Annotated in this window: 28 protein-coding genes; 7 read left to right on the top strand and 21 right to left on the bottom strand. The window is 71.3% G+C overall.

All coding sequences use genetic code 11. The features are described 5' to 3' along the window. Positions 1 to 36: 36 nt before the first annotated feature. The gene (locus tag LV78_RS15690; protein ID WP_253846018.1) at positions 37 to 246 is read right to left on the bottom strand and encodes a hypothetical protein; all 210 of its coding nucleotides are present in this window, start codon (positions 244 to 246) and stop codon (positions 37 to 39) included. A 146-nt stretch (positions 247 to 392) separates the two neighbouring features. Between LV78_RS15690 and LV78_RS15685 the strand changes: the two genes are divergently transcribed. From LV78_RS15685 to LV78_RS15675, 3 genes are read left to right on the top strand one after another with little or no spacing between them, the layout of a single operon-like run. Next, positions 393 to 1,271, top strand: a complete 879-nt coding sequence (locus LV78_RS15685) for a helix-turn-helix domain-containing protein (protein WP_253846017.1) — start codon at positions 393 to 395, stop codon at positions 1,269 to 1,271. A gap of 2 nt (positions 1,272 to 1,273) precedes the next feature. Then, entirely contained in the window at positions 1,274 to 1,450 is a 177-nt protein-coding gene (locus LV78_RS15680) for a DUF397 domain-containing protein (RefSeq protein WP_253846016.1), read from the top strand. Positions 1,451 to 1,453: 3 nt separating this feature from the next. Continuing rightward, positions 1,454 to 1,636 carry a DUF397 domain-containing protein gene (locus tag LV78_RS15675; RefSeq protein WP_253846015.1) on the top strand — a complete coding sequence of 61 codons (183 nt, stop codon included), beginning with the start codon at positions 1,454 to 1,456 and terminating at the stop codon, positions 1,634 to 1,636. Here the strand turns inward: LV78_RS15675 and LV78_RS15670 are convergent. The 4 genes from LV78_RS15670 to LV78_RS15655 all read right to left on the bottom strand — a co-directional run bounded on the left by LV78_RS15670 (position 1,633) and on the right by LV78_RS15655 (position 3,799). After that, complete coding sequence (locus tag LV78_RS15670; RefSeq protein WP_253846014.1) at positions 1,633 to 2,112, bottom strand: Imm1 family immunity protein; 480 nt, start codon at positions 2,110 to 2,112, stop codon at positions 1,633 to 1,635. The two genes, LV78_RS15675 and LV78_RS15670, sit on opposite strands and share 4 nt — an antisense overlap. Then, positions 2,109 to 2,780 carry a DddA-like double-stranded DNA deaminase toxin gene (locus LV78_RS15665; RefSeq protein ID WP_253846013.1) on the bottom strand — a complete coding sequence of 224 codons (672 nt, stop codon included), beginning with the start codon at positions 2,778 to 2,780 and terminating at the stop codon, positions 2,109 to 2,111. Before LV78_RS15665 ends, LV78_RS15670 begins: the two co-directional genes overlap by 4 nt. Before the next feature lie 223 nt (positions 2,781 to 3,003). Continuing rightward, a complete protein-coding gene (locus LV78_RS15660; RefSeq protein ID WP_253846273.1) occupies positions 3,004 to 3,333 on the bottom strand; it encodes a DUF4229 domain-containing protein in 330 nt (109 codons plus the stop codon). Between the two features lie 4 nt (positions 3,334 to 3,337). After that, on the bottom strand, positions 3,338 to 3,799 hold the full coding sequence (locus LV78_RS15655; protein WP_253846012.1) for an Lrp/AsnC family transcriptional regulator: 462 nt from the start codon (positions 3,797 to 3,799) through the stop codon (positions 3,338 to 3,340). Between the two features lie 158 nt (positions 3,800 to 3,957). Here LV78_RS15655 and LV78_RS15650 point away from each other — a divergent pair, with 158 nt between their 5' ends. Continuing rightward, positions 3,958 to 4,167, top strand: coding sequence for a BldC family transcriptional regulator (locus tag LV78_RS15650; RefSeq protein ID WP_041838603.1), 210 nt, complete (start codon positions 3,958 to 3,960; stop codon positions 4,165 to 4,167). Positions 4,168 to 4,328: 161 nt separating this feature from the next. Continuing rightward, the gene (locus LV78_RS15645; RefSeq protein WP_253846011.1) at positions 4,329 to 4,511 is read left to right on the top strand and encodes a hypothetical protein; all 183 of its coding nucleotides are present in this window, start codon (positions 4,329 to 4,331) and stop codon (positions 4,509 to 4,511) included. 299 nt (positions 4,512 to 4,810) lie between these two features. Here LV78_RS15645 and LV78_RS15640 read toward each other — a convergent pair whose 3' ends face one another. From LV78_RS15640 to LV78_RS15625, 4 genes are all read right to left on the bottom strand, one after another. After that, a complete protein-coding gene (locus LV78_RS15640) occupies positions 4,811 to 6,334 on the bottom strand; it encodes an AAA family ATPase (RefSeq protein ID WP_253846010.1) in 1,524 nt (507 codons plus the stop codon). Positions 6,335 to 6,469: 135 nt separating this feature from the next. Continuing rightward, on the bottom strand, positions 6,470 to 7,411 hold the full coding sequence (ccsB, locus tag LV78_RS15635; RefSeq protein ID WP_253846009.1) for a c-type cytochrome biogenesis protein CcsB: 942 nt from the start codon (positions 7,409 to 7,411) through the stop codon (positions 6,470 to 6,472). Further along, the gene (gene resB, locus LV78_RS15630) at positions 7,411 to 8,916 is read right to left on the bottom strand and encodes a cytochrome c biogenesis protein ResB (RefSeq protein WP_253846272.1); all 1,506 of its coding nucleotides are present in this window, start codon (positions 8,914 to 8,916) and stop codon (positions 7,411 to 7,413) included. Before resB ends, ccsB begins: the two co-directional genes overlap by 1 nt. Before the next feature lie 50 nt (positions 8,917 to 8,966). Beyond that, entirely contained in the window at positions 8,967 to 9,743 is a 777-nt protein-coding gene (locus LV78_RS15625) for a cytochrome c biogenesis CcdA family protein (RefSeq protein WP_253846008.1), read from the bottom strand. A gap of 123 nt (positions 9,744 to 9,866) precedes the next feature. Between LV78_RS15625 and LV78_RS15620 the strand changes: the two genes are divergently transcribed. Then, a complete protein-coding gene (locus LV78_RS15620) occupies positions 9,867 to 10,916 on the top strand; it encodes a M64 family metallopeptidase (RefSeq protein ID WP_253846007.1) in 1,050 nt (349 codons plus the stop codon). A gap of 342 nt (positions 10,917 to 11,258) precedes the next feature. Here the strand turns inward: LV78_RS15620 and LV78_RS15615 are convergent, their stop codons facing one another. The 7 genes from LV78_RS15615 to LV78_RS15585 all read right to left on the bottom strand — a co-directional run bounded on the left by LV78_RS15615 (position 11,259) and on the right by LV78_RS15585 (position 16,725). Next, positions 11,259 to 12,200, bottom strand: coding sequence for an NADP-dependent oxidoreductase (locus tag LV78_RS15615; RefSeq protein ID WP_253846006.1), 942 nt, complete (start codon positions 12,198 to 12,200; stop codon positions 11,259 to 11,261). 70 nt (positions 12,201 to 12,270) lie between these two features. After that, complete coding sequence (locus LV78_RS15610; RefSeq protein WP_372494938.1) at positions 12,271 to 12,846, bottom strand: TlpA disulfide reductase family protein; 576 nt, start codon at positions 12,844 to 12,846, stop codon at positions 12,271 to 12,273. 8 nt (positions 12,847 to 12,854) lie between these two features. Further along, entirely contained in the window at positions 12,855 to 13,460 is a 606-nt protein-coding gene (locus tag LV78_RS15605) for a histidine phosphatase family protein (protein WP_253846271.1), read from the bottom strand. 20 nt (positions 13,461 to 13,480) lie between these two features. Then, complete coding sequence (gene hemL / locus LV78_RS15600) at positions 13,481 to 14,776, bottom strand: glutamate-1-semialdehyde 2,1-aminomutase (protein WP_253846004.1); 1,296 nt, start codon at positions 14,774 to 14,776, stop codon at positions 13,481 to 13,483. A 188-nt stretch (positions 14,777 to 14,964) separates the two neighbouring features. Further along, a complete protein-coding gene (locus tag LV78_RS15595) occupies positions 14,965 to 15,525 on the bottom strand; it encodes a hypothetical protein (RefSeq protein WP_253846003.1) in 561 nt (186 codons plus the stop codon). A 13-nt stretch (positions 15,526 to 15,538) separates the two neighbouring features. Further along, complete coding sequence (gene mce1N, locus LV78_RS15590; protein ID WP_253846002.1) at positions 15,539 to 15,982, bottom strand: transport-regulating membrane protein Mce1N; 444 nt, start codon at positions 15,980 to 15,982, stop codon at positions 15,539 to 15,541. 2 nt (positions 15,983 to 15,984) lie between these two features. Beyond that, a complete protein-coding gene (locus tag LV78_RS15585; RefSeq protein ID WP_253846001.1) occupies positions 15,985 to 16,725 on the bottom strand; it encodes a hypothetical protein in 741 nt (246 codons plus the stop codon). On the opposite strand from LV78_RS15585, the gene LV78_RS42010 reads away from it, so the two are divergent. Continuing rightward, positions 16,615 to 16,950 (top strand): hypothetical protein, encoded by a 336-nt coding sequence (locus tag LV78_RS42010; protein ID WP_372494937.1) that lies wholly within the window; start codon positions 16,615 to 16,617, stop codon positions 16,948 to 16,950. The genes LV78_RS15585 and LV78_RS42010 overlap by 111 nt on opposite strands. Here the strand turns inward: LV78_RS42010 and LV78_RS15580 are convergent. The 5 genes from LV78_RS15580 to hemB all read right to left on the bottom strand — a co-directional run bounded on the left by LV78_RS15580 (position 16,874) and on the right by hemB (position 20,430). Beyond that, entirely contained in the window at positions 16,874 to 17,392 is a 519-nt protein-coding gene (locus tag LV78_RS15580) for a hypothetical protein (RefSeq protein WP_253846000.1), read from the bottom strand. The genes LV78_RS42010 and LV78_RS15580 overlap by 77 nt on opposite strands. A 70-nt stretch (positions 17,393 to 17,462) precedes the next feature. Further along, a complete protein-coding gene (locus tag LV78_RS15575; RefSeq protein ID WP_253845999.1) occupies positions 17,463 to 18,077 on the bottom strand; it encodes a hypothetical protein in 615 nt (204 codons plus the stop codon). Between the two features lie 98 nt (positions 18,078 to 18,175). Then, on the bottom strand, positions 18,176 to 18,835 hold the full coding sequence (locus LV78_RS15570) for a hypothetical protein (RefSeq protein WP_253845998.1): 660 nt from the start codon (positions 18,833 to 18,835) through the stop codon (positions 18,176 to 18,178). A gap of 54 nt (positions 18,836 to 18,889) precedes the next feature. Further along, a complete protein-coding gene (locus LV78_RS15565; protein WP_253845997.1) occupies positions 18,890 to 19,456 on the bottom strand; it encodes a hypothetical protein in 567 nt (188 codons plus the stop codon). Then, positions 19,456 to 20,430, bottom strand: coding sequence for a porphobilinogen synthase (gene hemB / locus LV78_RS15560; RefSeq protein WP_253845996.1), 975 nt, complete (start codon positions 20,428 to 20,430; stop codon positions 19,456 to 19,458). The genes LV78_RS15565 and hemB overlap by 1 nt, the downstream gene beginning before the upstream one ends. Positions 20,431 to 20,548 lie beyond the last annotated feature (118 nt).

Here is a 20,548-nt window from a genome sequence, read left to right as displayed (position 1 = left end):
ATGCCTGACGCGGGACGGCCTCCGGGCCGTCCCGCGTCACCCGGCGGCGCGGATCTGGGCGAGCGCGGCCGTGGCGACGTCGACCAGCGCTTCGAGCCCGTGCTCGGAGACGGCGAGGAAGAGCTCGCGCCCGTCGTCGTGCCCGAGGGTGAACTGGGCCTGGTCGCCCACCACCTCGCAAGCGATCGGGCAGTGGTCGTCGACGACGACGGAGGCGGCGACGAGGACGGTGCCGTTGGCTGGCATGGTTGATCCCCTACACTTCACTTTGCGTGGACATCCGGCTACGGAGAGCGCCGAAATTCCGAATATGTGGCGCTTGTGGAGCCTAAGAGGAAACTTCCCCTTAGCGCAGTCCCTCGAACGGGTGGCGGGTCACGGAGGGGACGACGATGCACGCTCGGCAGACCGTGGAGCGCAGGCAGCTGGGGCTGTCGCTGAAGCGCTTCCGCGTGGCCAAGGGCGTGTCGCAGGCCGAGCTGGGGCGGGTGATCGGGCAGAGCGACTCGCGGGTCAGCAAGGTGGAGGACGGCACGGGAACCCTCAACGCCGACCAGCTCACCGCCGCGCTGGACCACCTGGACGTGCACGGGGACGACCGGAAGACGGTGCTGGAGCTGGGCGCGCGGGCGCGCAAGCGGTTGCGGCGGAGCGCGAACGACCAGCAGCCGTACACGGACACGCTGCCGGGGTCGTTCCAGCGGTTGGCCGACATGGAGGCGGACGCGTCGGCGATCCACTGCTACGAACCTGCGGTGGTACCGGGGTTGTTGCAGGCGCCGGGGTACATCCGGGCGGTGATGCGCGGTGGCGAGGGCGTGTTCTGGGAACCGTCCGAGGCGGAGATCGAGAGCCGATACCTGTTCCGCCGGAACCGGCAGATAACGACGTTGGAAGCCGAGCGCCCGAAGAAGCTGGAATTCGTCTTCACCGAGGACGCGCTCAACGGCTACGAGGGCGGTGAGGAAGTCATGCGCGAGCAGTCGGAGCACCTACTGCACCTGTTCAAGCGGTATCGGAACATCACGGTGCAACTGCTTCGTGTGGGCGACCTGAGGAACCCGGTGGCCACAGGTGGAATCGCGGTGCTGGACTTCGACGGAAGTGCCCCCAAGGTGGCCTTCGCAACAGCCGCCTACGGTCCATCGACATATTTCGACAACAAAGCAGACACCGACCTTCTCATCCGCGCCTTCCGGAAGCTCCAAGGGTTGGCGTGTGATCATGCGGAGAGCGTCGAGCTGATCCACAAGAAGCTGATGGAGGCCTAGCGATGTCGGGTGACTGGTTCAAGAGTAGCTACAGCGGGGCTGCGAACGACCAGTGCGTGGAGTGCCGCTTGGCGGACGAGAACGCCTCGGTGCGGGACTCGAAGAACCCTGCAGGCGGGGTGTTGCGAGTGAGTGCGACGGCTTGGACGGCGTTCACCGCTCGCCTGAAGCGCGCCTGAGCCATGTCCGCACGCGACACGGGGTGGTTCAAGAGCAGCTACAGCAATGCCGGTGGCGACCAGTGCGTGGAGTGCCGCGCGGTGGTCGACCGGGTCTCGGTGCGGGACTCCAAGAACCCCGCCGGGGGCGTGCTGCGGGTGAGCGCGGCGTCCTGGTCGGCGTTCACCGCTCGCCTGAAGCGCTAGTAGACCTCGGAGTCCTGCCAGTCCACGTTGTCCGGGCGGCGGCCGGTGCGGAGGAGCCGCCTGAGCGCCTCCCGCCACACCGGCAGCGGCAGGTGGGCGCTGCTCGGGAACAGGGTTCCGGTCGCCTTGTCGATGAACAGGTCGGTGGTCGCGGCGCCCGCCGCGGCGTTCCAGGTGACCCAGGTGCCGCCGTCGGCATCCCCGTCCACCCGGTCGGGGGCGAAGTCGGCGGGCCCCTGGCACAGCACGGCCCCGACCGCCGCCACCGCGCTGGCGTCGATCTTCACCTGGTGGTCGGGGAACCCGTCCCCGACCTCGGGCCGCTCGCGGACCACCAGCACCGACGGGTGCGGCTGCGGGTGCGCGAGGACGTGGTCGAGGACCGCGTCCAACTCCTCCACCGACCGCACCACCTCGGGCCGCCCGCGCCCCTCGGGGTCGTCCGAGCGGTAGTACCAAACGTTCAGCGAGGTCACCGCGAACTCCTCCCCCGGAACACGTGCCTGCCCTCCGGGTCGTGCACGACCAACTCCTGACCGGCCTTCAGGATGACAGCCGCCAACCGCCTGCAGGACAGCGGACCGTCGCAGACCAGGTTGTTGATCACGACCTCGGCCCGTTCGCCCCCGCGCTCCCGCAACCGCCACGCCACTTTGATCTCGACGTGCATGGCGACCGTCGGCACACCCCGGCGCACCACCCCGGCGGCGATCAAGTGCTCCGCGATGCGCTCGTGCTCCCCATCCGGCTCCCGGCCGCTCTGCACCAGCTCGGTCCCGCCACCCGAGCGGTAGCGCGCGTACCCGCTGGTGACGTAGGCGGGCAGCTCCCGCCTCTCCCACTCGGTCTCCACCGGCACGCTCGCAGCCGGAACACCAGTGAGCGCGACCAGCACCCGTTCCCCGTGCTCGATGCCGACTGCCAGCAACTCGCGCAGCCGCACCGCCCCCGAGACGACCGAGCGCCACAGACCCGCAACCTCGGCGAAGTCGGCTTCCAGCGCCTCGGCCCCCGCACCGGCGGCGACCAGAAGACCGACCGCCTGACCAGCGCTCTCCTCGACCAGCGACAGGGCCACCACCGCCCGCCGGGCGTCGTCCAGCGCCCGGTCCACGAGTAGGGCGACCTCGGAAAGGCTCGGCACGGTCTCCGATGGCACACCACGCGGAGCCGGGTCGCAACCCCGGTGGTCGCCCTCGGCGCGCACCCGTCAGGAATGACGGACCGCGTCCTGCGGAGTGAGTTGGGTCACCTTTACCCCGGCCGTCACCCCCCGAAAGCCCGTCACACGGACGAGCGAAGGCGGTTCCTGAGCGCTTTGGTAAGGAATCCTTGACCCTAGGTGGGGCAAACCCCAAGCCGAGGGGTCAGTTCGAGCCCGTGTCGCCGCTCGTGGTCGTGGCCGAACCGGACTCCGAAGGCGCGTCGGCGGTCACGTCGGGCTCGCCGCGCAGCTGCGCGCGCAGGCGCTCGCGCTCGGCCTTGCGCACCTGGTCGCGCTCGTTCAGCCCGATCGCCACCCGCTGCCTGAGGCCCTTGAACACGAAGAGCGACAGCGGCAGCGCGACGACCAGCGACACCAGCAGCGCGACCAGCAGGGGCACGTTCACCATGACCAGCGCCAACGCCACGAGCGCGACCATCGCGAACCGCGCTGCCACGTAAAGCGCCACGTCACGACCCAGATGCACGACCATCACCCTACGCGTCCAACCCCACCGTGGTCGTGTTGGGCCTGCCCTCGAACCTGGTCGACAGCACGACCGTCGTCCTGGTCCGCGCGACGCCGGGGATCTTGCGCAGGGCGCCCAGCGAGCGCTCCAGCTCGTCCACCGTGGGCACCCGCACCTTGACGATGAACGACTCGTCCCCGGCGACCCGGTAGCACGACTCGACCTCGATCAGCTCGGCCAGCGACAGCGCCACCTCGTTGTCGTCGGCGGTGTCCGTCGGGTGGATGCTGATCAGCGCCGTGACGCCCAGCCCGACCGAGCTCGGGTCCACGACGGCGTGGTAGCCGACGATCACCCCGGTCGCCTCCAGCTTGCCCACCCGCTCGTGCACGGCCGAGGCCGACAACCCCACCTTGCGTCCCAGGTCGGCGTAGGTGGCCCGGCCGTTCTCCCGCAGGGCGGCGATGATCTGGCGATCCACTGCGTCCACCCGGCAAGCCTAGGCCCACCGGCAACCGGTGTCCGAATTCCTGCGGTTCGTCCCTTTGCTACCTCTTTACCATCACCCAAGCGTTCGAGTACCCGACGGGTGGGATGCCACGATGCGTCCGGTACGTCTGATCGCCAGGGGAGGCCACCGTGACCACGATGCAAGCACATCCAGGGGAACGCCTGCTGACTCCCGGTGAGGTCGCCAACCTCTTCCGGGTCGACCCGAAGACCGTGACCCGCTGGGCCACCGCGGGCCGCATCGGCTCCATCCGCACGCCGGGCGGGCACCGCCGGTTCCGCGAGTCCGAGGTGCAGACCCTGCTCCACCAGCTCACCACCGAGGCCACCGAGCCCGTCCGGCACTGACCCGGCACTGCCCCGGTGCCTACCCGGCACTGACGGCGCGCTCCGGCGCACCCGGCGCCGACGGCGGGCCGCCGGGTCGGGGGAACCGGGGGAACCCGGTGCGCCCGACCGGAGTCGTTCACCCTCCCGACACGGGTAACCTCGTGCTCAAGGAGGTGCCCATGCTGTACGTGCTCGCGCTGATCGGCGCCCTCACCATCGCGGTGCTGCTCTGGCGCGCGTTCGGGTCCGCACGGCCCGAGAGCGCCTCGACCAGGCGGTTCGTGGCGCCCGACGACGACCCTGAATTCCTGCGCAAGCTCGGCGAGCAGCAGAGCAAGCAGAAGCCGCAGGACGAGGAGTGACGCGGCGGGGCCTCCCGGTGAGGCCCCTCGCGCGTCCAGCGGGCACGCGGCGGCAACCCGCCGTCAACCTGGCGCGTCCCCGTCCCGGTGCGTCCCGACCCCGGTGCGTGGCGTGGCGCGAGTCTGCGCCTTCCTGACGGCTGTGCGCCCCTGTCCGCTGTGCGTTCTCGTGTGCCAACCAACCAACGTTCAGCAGGCGTTGACGCCCCCCGAACGCGCGAAAGCCGCCGCCCGCGGTGCGGGACGGCGGCTTGTCACGTTCTCCCCAGAGGGCCCTGCGGGCCCGAGCAGAACTCAGGTCACTTGCTGGGGAAGTCGTCCGCCACGACGGCGGCCAGCTCCAGCAGCGCCAGCCTGGTGTCCGGGCTGAGCTTGTCCAGCTCGATCTCGGCCCCCTCCTCCAGGTGCGCGTCGAACGGGATGCGGACGACCGCGCGGCACCGCTGCGCGAAGTGCGCCGCCAGCTTGTCCAGGTCGACCTTGCCCGACCCCGGACGCACCGAGTTGATCACCGCGACGGACTTGGCGACGAGGTCGCGGTACCCGTGCGCCTCCAGCCAGTCCAGGGTCGCCGCCGACGTCTGCGCGCCGTCCACCGAACCGGACGACACCAGCACCAGCGAGTCGGCCTGGTCGAGCACGCCCTTCATGGCCGAGTGCATCAGACCGGTGCCGCAGTCGGTGAGCACGATGTTGTAGAAGTGCTCCAGCAGCGCGACGGTCCGCAGGTAGTCCTGGTCGCTGAACGCCTCGGAGGCCGCCGGGTCCTGCTCGGAGGCCAGCACCTCCAACCGGCTCGGCGACTGCGAGGTGTACGCGCGCACGTCGCTGTACTTGGTGATCCGGGCGACGTCGCGCAGCAGGTGCCGCACGGTCGCGGTGGTCTCCCTGGGGACCTTCAGCGCCAGCGTGCCCCGGTCCGGGTTGGCGTCGACGGCGATGACCCGGTCGCCGCGCAGCGAGGAGAACGTGGAGCCGAGCGTGGTGGTCGTCGTGGTCTTGCCGACGCCGCCCTTCAGGCTCAGCATGGCGATCTTGTAGCACCCGCGCAGCGGCTGGTTGATCCGCCCGATCAGCTCGCGCCTGCGCACGTCGGCCGGGCTCTCGCCGAGGTTGATCAGACCGCCGGAGATCGAGTGCAGCGTCTTGCGCCACCCGGACTGCGGGGGCCGCTTCGCACGCTTTATCAACTGCTGCGACGACACCTCGTTGGCCTTGCTGCCGTCGCCGCGCTGCTGCGGGGCCTGCTGCTGGCCGTAGCCGCCGTACCCGCCCTGCGGGAAGTTGCTGGGCGCCGGGTAGCCGGTGGGCTGGCCGCCGACCTGGTACCCGCCGGACTGCGAGCCGGGCACCGGGTAGCCGCCGGACTGGGAACCGGGCACCTGGTAGGCGCCGGACTGGGAACCGGGCACCTGGTAGGCGCCGGACTGGGAACCGGGCGGTGGGTAGGCGCCGGACTGCGAACCGGGCACCTGGTAAGCGCCGGACTGCGAACCGGGCACCTGGTAAGCGCCGGACTGCGAACCGGGCGCCGGGTACGCCCCCGACTGGGAATCCGGCACCTGGTACGCGCCGGACTGCCAGTCCGGCACCTGGTAGGCCCCCGACTGCGAGCCGGGCACCGGGTACGCCCCGGACGCCCCGCCGCTGACCGGCACGCCCCCCGACGGCGTGCGCTCGATGTAGGCGGTCGTCGGGTCCGCGTACATCGAGTCCGCGTAGCCCTGGCCCTGCTCCACCGGGTAGCTGCCGGAGTGGTTCGGATTGCCCTCCGAACCGGGCTGCCGCCTCGGAGAATCAGGGTTCTCGTAGTGACCGGTCACCGCTGGGGTCCTCCCTGAGGATGCGGATCGAGACCTCCCCGACCCCACGGGTGCGACGGTAGTAGGGGGCAACCGGTTCCACGACAGCGGGAGCGAACGATCGGCTCTCGATCGGCTAACGCCCCGGCGCGGCTCTCAGTTGACGCCTGCGTACGAGTGCAACCCGGTGGTCACGAGGTTGACGAAGAAGAGGTTGAAGATGGTCATCGCGAACCCGAGCATGTTGATCCACGCGGCGGGCTTGCCCCGCCATCCTGCCGTGGCGCGGGCGTGCAGGTAGGCCGCGTAGACCACCCAGGAGACGAACGCCACCGTCTCCTTCGGGTCCCAGCCCCAGAACCGGCCCCACGCGGCCTCGGCCCAGATCGCGCCGGTGATGATGCCGATGGTGAACAGCGGGAACGCGAACACGGTGCTGCGGTAGGCGATCCGGTCGAGCACGTCGCTGTCGGGCAGCTTCGCGAACCGCTCCGGGTTACCGGCCTTGATCAGGTAGAGCAGGCTCGCGACGCCGGGCACGAAGAACACGCCGCTGGAGACCGAGATGACCGAGACGTGGATGACCAGCCAGTACGACTGGAGGGCGGGCACGACCGGCGCGGCGTCGGTGTAGAGGACGGTGCCGCCGAGGAACATGATGATCACGACGGGGGTCAGGATGATCCCGCCGAGCTTGCGGACCGGGAAGGTGCGCATCAGCACGAGCCAGGTGACGACGGCGGCCAGCGTGAGCATCGCGCCGTACTCGTACATGTTGCCCCACGGCGCGCGGCCGGTGGCCAGGCCTCGGGTGACCAGCGAGGTCAGGTGCAGCAGCGCGCCCAGCACGGTCAGCGCGGCGCCCATGCGGCCGAGGCGCTCGGCGCGCGGGAGCTTGGGCTCCTCCACGACGCGGCCGGGGGTCCACGCGCCGTCGTCGCCGACGCCTGCGGTCGCGCCGACCAGCGCCCGCTCCTCCTGGGGCTTGGTGCGGGCGAACGCCTGCTCGCACAGGTAGAGGACAGCGGCCAGGACGTAGACCGCCACCGCGGCGACGTAGGTCCAATCGCTGTAGTCCGCCATCGCGGTCGCCTGCATCAGCTCTTCCTTCGTTCCGACGGGCCGGGTCCCAGCAGGTCGCGGGACAGGTCGGTGAACTCGTCGCCGTAGCCCGCTTGGTCGGTGCGCGCCAGGCCGCCGACCTCGATTACCGTACGCCCGTCCTGGCCGGGGGTCGCCCTGACCCAGATCCGCCTGCGCTTGACGCTGAGCGAGACCATCAGGCCCAGGATGATCAGGATCGAGAACACCAGCACGTAGACCTGGGACGGGTCGTGCGAGATCTGGATGGACACCCAGTCGCGCACCCCGTCGAACCTGATCCGCGTGCCGTCGTCCAGGGTCAGCTCCTCGCCGACGCCCAGGTTCTGCCTGGCGACCTTGGCGAGCTTGCCGCTCTCCACCTGCTCCTGCGAGATGGAGAAGATCGACTGGCCGCGCCCGGTGTCGGTGCCCAGGTCGCCCCGGTAGACGTCGATCGCGACCGCCGGGTCGCGGGGCTCGGGGAAGGAGGAGGTGAGGATCTCGCCGTGGTAGAACGCGGTCGGCGCGAGCAGGCCGGTGATGGCGAGCTGGCTCTTGCGGCGCTGCTCGGCGTCGGTCACGCCGGGCGGGTCGAACTTGGTGGCGCCCTCGGACGCGAAGGTCACCTGGTCGACCGGCCGCCACTGGATCGCGCCCTCGCGGACCTCCCCGTTGGGGAAGGTGACGGTGAACAGCGGCGTGTAGCCGTGGCCGAGCAGGTAGACGCGGTCGCCCGCCGTGCGCAGCGGGTGGTTCACCTGGAGCAGGTAGTCGCGCCACGTGCCGGTGACCAGGTCCTCGCCGGACTGGTACTGGACGTTCGCGCTGAACTGCTCGGCCTGCCCGTTCTCCAGGTAGGACGCGGAGAAGTCGTCGATCTTGACGCAGAACTGGGACAGGTCGGTGCCGTCGACCTGCAGGCCGGGGCGGAACGTGTCGTAGTTGTAGACGCCGGAGTTGCAGAACTGGCCGCCCTGCGTCTGCACGATGACCTGGCCCTCGTAGCCGACGAGCTTGCCGACGGCGAAGGCGATGAGCAGGCCCAGCAGGGAGAAGTGGAAGACCAGGTTGCCGGTCTCGCGCAGGAAGCCGCGCTCGGCGCTGACGCTGCGCGCGCCGTCCGCCTCCTCGCGCTCGACCAGCCGCCAGCCGCGCAACCGCTTGCGGGCGGCGGTGATGGTCTCCTCGACGGTGCCGTCGACCTCGCCCTCGGCGTGGTGCGGGAGCCTGGCCAGGTTGCGCGGGGTGAGCACGGGCTTGGCCCGCATCTGCTTGTAGTACTCCCAGGTGCGCGGGAGCAGGCAGCCGACGAGCGAGGCGAACAGCAGCACGTAGATCGCGGCGAACCAGGTGCTGGCGTAGACGTCGAAGAAGCCCAGGTCGTCCAGGTACTCGGCCCACCAGCCGTTCTGGGCGATGTAGTCGGCGGTCTTCTGCGAGTTGAGCGGGCGCTGCGGCAGCATCGCGCCGGGCATGGCCCCGAGCGCGAGCAGGAACAGCAGGGTCAGCGCCGTGCGCATCGACGTGAGGCCGCGCCAGGTGTTGCGCAGGAAGGCGATCACGGCGCGCACTAGAGCGGCAGCTCGAAGTCGTTGACGACGGCGATCCGCAACCAGCCCACGAAGTCCCCCCACAACCCGGTCACCAGCGCGACGCCCACCAGGATGAGGAGGACGCCGCCGAAGATCTGCACCGCACGGCCGTGGGTGCGCAGCCAGCCGGTCATCCGGACCGCCCAGCGGGTGCCCAGCGCGATCAGCACGAACGGCAGTCCGAGGCCGAGGCAGTAGGCGAGCACGAGCAGGGCGCCGCGACCGGTGGCCGACCCGATCTCGGTGCCCCTGGCCAGCGCGAGCACGCCCGCCAGGGTCGGGCCGAGGCACGGGGTCCAGCCGAGCGCGAACACGCCGCCGAGCAGCGGGGCGCCGAGCAGCCCGCCGCGCGGCACGCGGTGCACCCGGACGTCGCGCTGGAGCACCGGGATCAGGCCGGTGAACACCAGGCCCATGGCGATGGTGATCACGCCGCCGACCCGCTGGAGCAGGTCCTCGTTGAGCCACAGCACCTCGGTGGCGCCGAGCACGACGAACGAGGTGAGCGCGAAGACGACGGTGAACCCGAGGACGAAGAGGAGGGACGCGCCCGCGACCCGCCAGCGGCCGGCCTTGCGGTCCTCGTCGGCGGCGACGGCGGGCGCGTCGGCGCCGACCAGGCCCGCGAGGTACGCGAGGTAGCCGGGGACGAGCGGGACCACGCACGGCGACGCGAAGGAGATCGCCCCCGCGAGGAGGGCGACACCGGTGGCCAGAAGCAACGGCCCGGAGGTCACCAGCTCCGTCGGGTTCACGGGTTTCAGGGTAGGTAACCGCACGTGACGGGCTCGCACCGGACACCCCTAGCCGCGACCCAGGTCACACTCAGGGGTGGTGCTCCCCTTGTGGGTGATCGGTGGCGTCCATAGCTTGATCACATGCGTGCACACCGGCTCACCTTGCCCGTGCTGGTCGCCGCTGCCTCGCTCCTGTCCGCGCCTGTGGCCACGGCCACGGCTGCGCCGGATGTGGAGTGGGTGGAGGCGTTTTCGCCCGATGGGACGATCACCCAGGTCCCGGTTCCACCGGCTTTGGAGGCCCCGGAGAAGAGATCCGGAGCGGGGGAGGTAGCGGGGGAGGTCGCGGCGGAGGTCGTGCCGATCCAGGAGACCGGGGCGCCTGGGGATCGGTTCGATCTGGTGTTCGTGGGTGACGGGTACGCGGAAGGGGATCTGCCCGCTTATCGGCGTGACGCCGAGTCGAAGTGGGAGGAGTTGTCCGCGGTCGAGCCGTTCAAGACGTACAAGCAGTACTTCAACGTGTGGCGGGTCGACGTGATCTCCCCGGAGTCGGGGGTGGACAACGATCCTTCGCTGGGGACCGCGAGGGACACGGCGATGGACATGGGGTTCTGGTGCCAGGGGCGGGATCTGGCGACGGAGCGGTTGTTGTGCGTGGACGAGGCGGCTGCGCGGAGGTACGCGGCGCTGGCGCCTCAGGCGGATCAGGTGATCGCGCTGGGGAACACGTCGAAGTACGGCGGCGCGGGGGGTGGGGTCGCGACGGCGGCCGGGGGGAACGAGTCGGCCGGGCAGATCGCGGTGCACGAGCTGGGGCACTCGATCGGCGGGTTGGCTGATGAGTACGAGTACCCGTATGAGAGGTATGCGGGGGCGGAGCCGTGGGAGTTGAACGTGACGGCGGATGCGAGTGGGGGGAAGTGGGCCTCGTACCTGGGGAAGGAGTCCCCGGACGGTGGGGTGGTGGGGTTTTACGAGGGGGCTCGGTATTACCGGTACGGGTTGTACCGGCCTACTGAGAACTCGATCATGCGGACGTTGGGGCGGGAGTTCAACCTGATCGGGTTGGACGTGATGGCGGAGGCGTTCAAGGCTCGGATTCCGGAGTTGGGGGCTGAGCGGGTGGCCGGGCCTGCGGTGGTGCAGTTGGGTGACCGGTGGCCTGGGAGTGAGCGGTCGGGGAGCTGAGGGGCAAGAGGTGAGGGGCGAGAGGTGAAGGGCAAGAGCTGAAGGGCTCGCCTCGCCGGCGGGGCAGGCCTCCAAAAACGAGGGACACAGGCTCTGCCGGCCGGTGACACTTCCGCTGGTGGTCCCATTTACCCCTGCGGTGGATGGGGTCCCTCGTCTCCGTTTGGCCTCCTTTCAGGCAAGCACACTCGTCAAGACGCCGGATGACTTTGTTGGTCTGCCGTGGCAGTGCGGCGGCATCTTGACGAGCGTGCTCGGGCTTCGCCAGGCCAAACGGAGACGAGGGACGCGGGAGTGGGGCTGCTTGGGCTCGCTGCGCTCGCCCCGCAGCCCGCGAGGTGGTCAGGTGAAGTCGAGGACCAGGCGGCCTCGTAGGGCGCCGGCTTCCAGTAGGCGGTGGGCTTCTGCGGCTTGTTCTGCGGGGAGGACCTTGGCTACGCGGAGGGTTAGGTGGCCTTCGCTTGCGGCCTGGCTCAGGGCGGTGAGGGTTTTGGTGTCGGTCATGCGGTTCGGGACCATTACCGGGTGGACTTTGATGCCGCGTTCGGCTGGGGCTGACCAGCCTCGCAGTTCGATCAGGGTGCCGTTGTCGGCCAGTGCGGGGAGCAGTTCTGCGGTTTGGGCGGAGGCGTCGATCAGGCCTGGGACGCCTTGGGGGTGGAGTGCCCTGATGTGGTTCGCCACGTCTTTGCCGCGTTGCACCACGTGGTCCGCGCCGAAGGAGCGGACCAGGGCTGCGTCTTGTTCTGCGGCGTCTGCGATGACTTGCAGGCCGTCGGCGTGTGCCAGTTCCACCGCGTAGCCGCCTACCGCGCCTGCGGCGCCGGTCACCGCGACGGTCGCGCCTCTCGGCAGAGCCAGTTCGTCCAGGGCCATGCGCGCGGTCATCGCGTTCATCAGGAGGGTGGAGGCCGCCATCAGGTCCACGCCCTCCGGGGCGGGGACGACTGACGCCTCCGGGACCACCACGTGGTCCGCGTACGCGCCGCCTTGTGGGGTGGTGAACAGGACCAGGGCCACGACCGGCTGGCCCACTGCCAGCCTGTGGACGCCTGGGCCCACCTGGTCGACCACGCCTGCCGCGTCCATGCCGGGCACGTGCGGGGGGCTCGCGTTCAGCATTCGGACCGCGTGGCCGCCTGTGCGCAGGAGGACGTCCGTGGGGTTGACGGCTGCCGCGTGGACGCGGATTCGGACTTCGCCTGGGCCCGCTTGCGGTTCGGGGAGGTCGAGCAGGCGGAGTTCTTCCGGGCCGCCGAAGCGGTGCACGCCGATGGCTCTCATCAACCGCACAACCCCCGGTAGCGGTCCGACCATCCCATGTCTGGCCGGACCGCTTCGGGGTGGCGAAGTGCTACTCGGCGGCCAGTTCCTCGACCAGGGGCAGGAGGTCGGTGGCGATCAGGCTCTCCAGGAACACGGCGGCCACCCGGTGCTGCTTGTCCAGGACGATCGTGGACGGGACGGCGTTCGGGGGGTAGCCCTTGAAGGCCAGCAGGGTGCGGCCCGAGTCGTCGTAGATCGACGGGTAGGTGAGGCCGCGGTTGGACTTGAAGTCGCGGCCGGCGTTGATCGAGGTTTCCCGGACGTCCAGGCCCAGGACCTGGACGCCCTTGGGGCCCGCCTCGTCCTGGACCTTCTGCATCTCGGGGGCCTCGGTCCGGCACGGCGGGCACCAGGCGCCCCAGACGTTGACCACGACGACCTTGCCCTCGTAGTCGTCCAGGGAGATGGTCTTGCCGTCCTCCATGAGGGACGGGCCGCTGAGGCCGCTGATCGGCTTGCGGTCGTCGCCGTCGTAGCGGATGCGGACCTGGCCGTCGGGGGCGACGAACTGGAACTCGCCGCCCACCGCGACCGCGTCGTTCCCGGTCGCGCAGCCGGAGGCGAGCGCGAGCGTGAGCAGCGCGGGCGCCAGTCTCCGCCACACCACCCTGCTCACGCCCCGGTCACCCTGGGGTCGGTGCTGCCCGCGGGCTCGCTGTAGACGATCCGGACCAGCTCCTCGCCCTGGAACACCAGGCTGGTGAGCGAGGCGAGCGAGCACTCCCGCCTGCGCGGGTCGTGCCACATGCGCTTGCCCTCCAGGAAGCGGCGCAGGGTCCAGATCGGGAGCTGGTGGGACACGATCACCGCCTCGTGGCCCTCGGCGATCGTCCGCGCCCGCTGCACGCCCGCGAGCATCCGGTGCGCGATGTGCAGGTACGGCTCGCCCCACGACGGCAGGAACGGGTTGACCAGCTTCGGCCAGTGCTGCGGCTGCCGCAGCGCGCCGTCGCCGACCGCGACCTTGAGGCCCTCGAACTTGTTGCCCGCCTCGATCAGGCCGGGGTCGGTGGCCAGGTCGAGCCGGTGCGAGTCGGCGATGGGGGTCGCGGTCTGCTGCGCGCGCTCCAGCGGGGACGCGACGACGTGGGTGACGTCGTGGTCCGCGAGGTGCTCGGCGACCAGGAGGGCCTGCCGCTCGCCCTTGTCCGACAGCTTGAAGCCCGGCAGGCGGCCGTACAGGATGCCGGTGGGGTTGTGCACCTCACCGTGCCGCATGACGTGGACGACGGTCCGGCTCACTGCTGGGCCTCCCTGGCGGCGCGGGCCGCGTGCGGCAGCGCCTCGGCGATCTGGTCGAAGTCGGCGTCGGTCATGGCCGCGTTGACGAACCACGCCTCGAAGGCGCTCGGCGGGGCGTACACGCCGCGCTCCAGCAGGGCGTGGAAGAACGGGGGGAAGCGCCAGGTCTGCGCGGCCTGGGCGCCCGCGTAGTCGACGACCTCGTCCTCGGTGAAGAAGACGCTGACCAGGTTGCCCGCGAACTGCACCCGGTGCGGCACGCCCGCCTCGGTGAGCGCGGAGGTGAACAGCGCGCCGAGGCGGCTGGCGTTGGCGTCGAGCGCGCGGTAGACGTCGTCGGTGGCGGCGCGCAGCGTGGCCAGCCCGGCGGCGACCGCGACGGGGTTCCCGGAGAGCGTGCCCGCCTGGTAGACGGGGCCTGCGGGGGCGAGCTTGGCCATCACGTCGGCGCGACCGCCGAACGCGGCGGCGGGCAGGCCGCCGGACATGACCTTGCCGAAGGTGTAGAGGTCGCCGGGCACCGCGTCGATCCCGAACCAGCCGGAGCGGGACACCCGGAAACCGGTCATGACCTCGTCCACGACCAGCAGCGCGCCGTTCGCGTGGCACAGCTCGCGCAGCTTGGCGTTGAAGCCGTCGCGCGGGGCGACCGCGCCCATGTTGCCCGCGGCGGCCTCGGTGATGACGCACGCGATCTCGCCGTCGTTCTCGGCGAACGCGGCCTCCAGCGCGGCGACGTCGTTGTAGGGCAGCACGAGCGTGTCGGCGGCCTGCGCGCCGGTGACGCCCGGCGAGGTCGGCAGCCCCAGGGTCGCGACGCCGGAGCCCGCCTGGGCGAGCAGCGCGTCGACGTGCCCGTGGTAGCAGCCGGAGAACTTGACGACCTTGCGCCGCCCGGTGAAGCCCCTGGCCAACCGGATGGCGCTCATGGTCGCCTCGGTGCCGGAGTTGACCAGCCGGACCTGCTCGACGGGCAGGACGCGGCCGATGATCTCCTCGGCCAGCTCGATCTCGCCCTCGGTGGGCGTGCCGAACGACAGGCCGTGCACGGCCGCCGCGCGGACCGCCTCGACCACCTCGGGGTGGGCGTGGCCGAGGATCATCGGTCCCCAGGACGAGACCAGGTCGACGTACCGGTTGCCGTCGGCGTCCCACAGGTGCGGGCCCTCGCCGCGCACCATGAACCGGGGCGTGCCTCCGACCGAGTGGAAGGCCCTGACCGGGGAGTTGACGCCGCCGGGGATCACCGTTGACGCGCGGTCGAACAGGGCCTGGGATCGTTGGGCTGTCACCGGACCAGTCTCACACGAGGGTGGAGGGGGAGGGCGGTGCGCCCCCGCGCCGCGCAGCGGCGCGAGACCACCGGCCGCTGCGCGTCGGAGCCGCGTTGTGGCTGGGTCTGACTGGTCTTCCCGCTGGTCCGCGCCCCGCTCCCGCGAGGCTCCTGCGAGGCCCCTACGAGCGGGAACGCCTGGATCGGCTAGGTGCGGGCGGTTCCGCTGGGACCAGCGTCACGCTCGGGAGCGGCGGTAGCGGTGGCGGGTGAGTGGCCGTTGCCGGTGGTGGGCGAGTGGCCGTTGCCGGTGGCGGGTGAGTGGCCGTTGCCGGTGGGGTGCTGGGCGCCCGTTGGGGTGAAGCGCTCGGCGGGGAACGGCTCTTGGCCGTCGTGGTCCTCGAACCGGTCGTCGGGGTAGTCGTCGGAGTAGTCGTCCACGTCGTGCTCGAAGCCGTCCTCGCCCTTGGTGCGCACGGCCAGCACCGCCTGCCGCACGGCGTCCAGCACGAGCAGCCCGGCGAGCACGCCGAGCACGACCGCCCCGCCGATCCAGTTGCCGAAGTACCGCGTGGACTCCAGCTGCGGGAGGTCGGGGCCCGCGTCGTAGCTGTAGTGGCGGATGCCCCGGTCCCAGGTCCAGGAGGCCGCCACCAGCAGCAGCACCGCGCCCAGCAGCTCGGCCGCCGCGGTCAGCGCCCGCCTCGGCTGGTGCAGCGCGGGTCCGGGAGCCTCGGTCGGCGCGCCGGTCGTCACAGCGGTCGTCACGACCAGCAGCCTCTCACGACCGGCCCGGCGCGCGCAGCAGGCGGTCGACGGCCTCGGTCAGGGCGGCCCGGTCCTGGGCCCAGCCGAGCGCGACGGTGCCGTCCGTCAGCCGCACGGGCACCGGCTCGGTGCCGCGCGGCAGGCTCCAGCCGCCGCCGAGCACGCGCGCGCCCGCCCTCGGCTCGACGTCCCTGACCTCGGCGATGTCGCGCACCGGCAGCTCCTCGCGGCCCTGGTGCAGCGCGACCGGCGTCAGCCGGACGCCGAGCACCCGCCTGCGGCCCTGCACCCACACGGCGGTGGGCAGCAGCAGCACGACGGCCACGACCAGCCAGAACAGCGGGCGGGCCCCGCCGGTCAGCGCCTCGACGGCGAACCCGGCCAGCGCGAACGCGGGTCCCCAGGCGAGCGGCCACCAGGTCGCGCCGCGCTCCGAGTACAGGGTGGGCTGCTCCACCGTCACCGCACCCCCGCCGCGAAGTGGTGCTTGGCGGGCGGCAGGAAGCTCAGCACGGCCGCGAGCAGCGGCAGGCCGAGGCGCAGCACGACGAGGAACCAGTCGAGCGCGTCACCGTCCGCGCCGCCCACCTCGAACAGCAGGGCGAGCAGCCCGAGCAGCACCCCGCCGAACGCGAGGCCGAAGCGGGCGCCCGAGCTGCCGCGCAGCAGGCGGACCGCGCAGGCCACCCCGCCGATCGCGACGCACGAGGTGAAGAACAGCGCCATGATCGCCCCGCCGCCGTCGAGACCGCCCTCGCGGTAGAGGGTCAGCGAGAGCGAGCCGACGGGCCAGGCCAGCGAGGCGGCCACCCACAGGGCGAACGAGATCAGCACGACGAGGGGGCGCTGACCGGGGCCGACGAGGACGTTCTGCACCGGGGTCATCTGCGGTGGGGACATCTGCGGGAGGCCCGGCTGCCACGGCTGTTGCGGGTGCTGCGGGTTCGGACCCCCGTAGGAGGGCTGCTGCGGGTAGGGCTGCGCCGGGTAGGCGTGTTGCGGGTAGCCGTGCGGCTGCGCGCCGGGGTCGTACTGGGTCGGGTCGTACTGGCTCGCGCTGTACTGGCCCGCGCCGTACTGGTCGGGGCTGTGCTGGTCAGGGCTGTACTGACCCGCGCCGTACTGGCCGGGGCTCGTGCCGGGCTGGCCGGGGTCCCCCTGGCCCTGCTGTCCCTGATCGCCCCACGACGGCTCGCTCATGCGTTCTTCTCCCTGGCGGCTGCTCCTGCCGGACGCCCCCCGCACCCGGCCGACCGGCGGGTGGGCGCCCCGAGCACGGGACGGCCACCGCCGGATGTGTCACCGCATCGGGCGTCCCCGGACAAGGGGACGGATGCGGATGAGAGGACTAACGGTAGCGGCCCGCCGCGAAGTAGGCCTTGGCCTTGGTGGTGTGGAGCGCGCCTGCGCCCACCAGGGGGATGAGCGCGATCACGAGGGCGGGGAGGGTGGCGGCGAGCAGCAGGCAGCCCAGCGCGATGCAGGCCAGCACGGTGAGCGCCACTCGGGCCCACGGCTTGCCGAGGCGCGCGTGGTAGGCGAACAGCGCCGCCAGCCCGGCGAACACCACGATCAGCACGAGCGCGGCGATCAGGGCCGTGGTGACCAGGGGCACGAGCTCGGCCTCGGACACGCCGGGGTACGGCCGCGCGGTGGCCACCGTGTCCACGATCTCGTCGAACGCGGTCAGTGTCGAGGCCGCCAACAGCGTGAACAGCGCGGAACCGGACACCCAGACCCAGAAGGCCGCAGTGACCTCGCTCGGGCGTCGCACCTGCGGCGCGGGCGCTTCCCACGGCCCGGAGCCGGTGAACGGCGGTGCGGGCGAGTAGGGGTGCGAGGGGTGGGGCTCCTGCGGCGGGGTCACGGGCCAAAACGGTAATTACGGGCACGGGCCGCTGTCCACTCCCGGTGGACGGCGGCCCGTGGCCGCTGCGTCAGTTGCTCGCGAAGTAGCGGCTCGCGCCACCGGTGAACATGAGGACGATCGCGCCGATCATGACCGGCAGGCCCACCAGCGCCAGCAGGCCCTGCAGGACGCCGAAGATGCCGAGGGAGAACAGCAGACCGACCGCGAGCACGGTGCCGAACAGCGAGAAGAGCACCGAGATGCCGCCGAGGATGGCCAGCACGATGCGGGCCCAGTTGGCGCCGTTGCGCATCGCGAACGCCACCGCGACCCAGGCTGCGGTGATGGCGAGCGAGAGGAGCAGGTTGACGTAGGAGGGGCCGCTGGCCGCGAGCGACTGCTCGATCAGCTCCGGCGACATGCCGAGGCCCTCCAGGGTGACCCTGACCTGCTCCTCGTATGTCAGCAGGGTCAGCAGCGAGCCGACCACGGATATCGCCGCGGAGACCAGCCAGAGCAGGAAGGACAGGTCGACGTTCTTCGGGCGGGTGACCTGCTGCAGGGAGGCCGGGTCCGGGGCGGAGGCCGGGTAGCCGGCCTGCGGGTACGCCTGCTGCGGGTACGCCTGCTGGGGGTAGCCCTGCTGGGGGTAGCCCTGCTGGGGCTGCTGCTGGGAGGGGTCGTACGGGTTAGGGGTGGTCATGGCCCGGACGGTAGAGACCGTGTGAGGTTCACGTGAGCCGAACGAGTGAGTAACTACAATCCGTTAGCTACCCTGCGACCTCGTCCGGCTCCACGCCGTCACCTGGTCGCGAAGTAGCGGCCCGCACCGCCGGTGAACATGTAGACGATGGCCGCGAGCATGACCGGAATGCCCACGATGCTGAGCAGCGCCTCCACGACGCCGAGCGCCCCGATGGAGAACAGCACGGGGAGCGAGAGGAGGCTGAAGAGCGAGCTGAACACCAGGGACAGCGCGCCGAGGACGGTCAGCACGATGCGCGCCCAGTTCGCGCCGTTGCGCATCACGAACGCCACCGCGACCCAGATCGCGTTGATCGCCAGCGAGATCACGACGCTGACGACGCTGACGCTCGTGTCGATCTCGGCCGGGTCGACGGGCAGACCCGCCTCGGTGAGCCGGGCCGCGGTCTCGGCGACCGTCGCCTCGATGTTGAGGTTGGTGACGATGAGCGTCAGCACGGACAGGACCGCGCTGACCATCCAGAGCAGGAAGGACAGGTCGACGGACTTCGGGCGGGGCGTCGGCTCGCCCTCGGACATCGGGTTGGCCGCCGGGAACGAGGGATAGCCCTGCGGCGGGGTGCCCGCCTGCGGGTAGCCCTGCTGCGGGTAGCCCTGCTGCGGGTAGCCCTGCGGGACGCCCGCCTGGGGGTACCCGGCCTGCGGGTACCCCTGCGGCGGCTGTCCCGGCGTGCCGTGCGGATCGGGGGTGGTCATGATCGGAACGGTAGAGAACCGACAAGCCGGACATGACGCAGCACAACCGTCCGACTACAACCCGTTAGCTACCGTGCGTCGCGGGCCGGTCACGGGTGGTCGCGGGAGGAAGTAGCCCTTGGTCGTCGGGTGGTACATCAGCACCAGCGACACCGGGTAGACCACCAGCAGCACACCGCCCACGACCAGGTCGGACACCGGCGGCGCCGCGACCTTCAGCACCTCCGCCAGCCCCGTGCCCACCGCCAGCAGCGAGATGCCGTTCGAGGCGATCCCGAACCCGGCGAACACGGTCAGCACGATCCGCGCCCAGTTCTGCCCGCTGGCGAACCGCACCGCCAGCAGCACGTACACCGCCGTCATCAGCAGCTGCACCATCAGCGCGCCGCCGATCGTCGCGGTGACCCCGTCGTCGATCATCGACTGGTGCCAGTCCGGGTACTCGGCCCTGACCTGCGCGGTGACGGCCGTCCGGTCCATCAGCCGCACGACGAGCCCCACCAGCCCCAGCGCGGCGACCCCGAACCACAGCCGCTGCGCGAGCACCACCATCCTCGGCGGCGCGGGCTTCTTGGGCTTGTCCTCGTCCTTCTTCGGCGCGCCGAACCACCCCTCGCTCATCAGCGGTCCAACCAAGCCGCGGCCTCGGCCGCCCAGTAGGTGAGCACGATGTCGGCGCCCGCGCGCCGGATCGAGGTCAGCAGCTCCAGCACGGTGCGCTCGCGCTCGATCCAGCCGTTCGCGGCGGCGGCCTCGACCATCGCGTACTCGCCGGAGATCTGGTACGCCGCCACCGGCACGTCGCTGGCGTCGGCGACCTGCCGCAGCACGTCCAGGTAGGGCAGCGCGGGCTTGACCATGACCAGGTCGGCGCCCTCGGCGAGGTCCAGGGCCAGCTCGCGCAGCGACTCGCGGACGTTCGCCGGGTCCTGCTGGTAGGTCTTGCGGTCGCCCTTGAGCTGCGACTCCACCGCGTCCCGGAACGGCCCGTACAGCGCCGACGAGTACTTGGCGGTGTAGGCGAGGATGCCGGTGTCGGCGAACCCGGCCTCGTCCAGCGCGGTCCGGATGAACCCGACCTGGCCGTCCATCATGCCGCTGGGACCCACCAGGTGGGCGCCCGCGCGGGCCTGGGCCACGGCCATCTCGCCGTAGACCTCCAGGGTCGCGTCGTTGTCGACGGTCCCGTCGGCGGCCAGCACGCCGCAGTGCCCGTGGTCGGTGAACTCGTCCAGGCAGCAGTCCGACATCAGCACGGTGGCGTCGCCCAGCTCGGAGCGCAGGTCGGCCAGGGCGGCGTTGAGGACGCCGTCCGGGTCGGTCGCGCCGGAGCCGACGGCGTCGCGCTCGGCGGGCACGCCGAACAGCATGATCCCGCCGACACCCGCCTCGACCGCCTCGACGGCGGCCTTGCGCAGCGAGTCGCGGCTGTGCTGGAAGACGCCCGGCATGGAGGCGATCTCGACGGCCTCCCGCGCGCCCTCCTTCACGAACGCGGGCAGCACGAGCTGACGCGGCCTGACGTCGGTCTCGGCGACCAGCCTGCGCATGGCGGGCGTGGTGCGCAGGCGGCGGGGGCGGTGGGACGGGAACACTTCCGGTGCACTCCTCGGCGGCTGTCGGGTCCGCCCGTCCGCCGCCTCGCGGGGCGCCGCCGGGCGGCGGGCTTGCTGGACCACCCGCGCCGGGGGCCCGGCGCGGCCGTGCGGTCGC

Origin of the sequence: Actinosynnema pretiosum, assembly GCF_024171695.1 — a bacterium.
Classification (GTDB): domain Bacteria; phylum Actinomycetota; class Actinomycetes; order Mycobacteriales; family Pseudonocardiaceae; genus Actinosynnema; species Actinosynnema pretiosum.
This window is presented reverse-complemented; position numbering and strand designations above follow the sequence as displayed.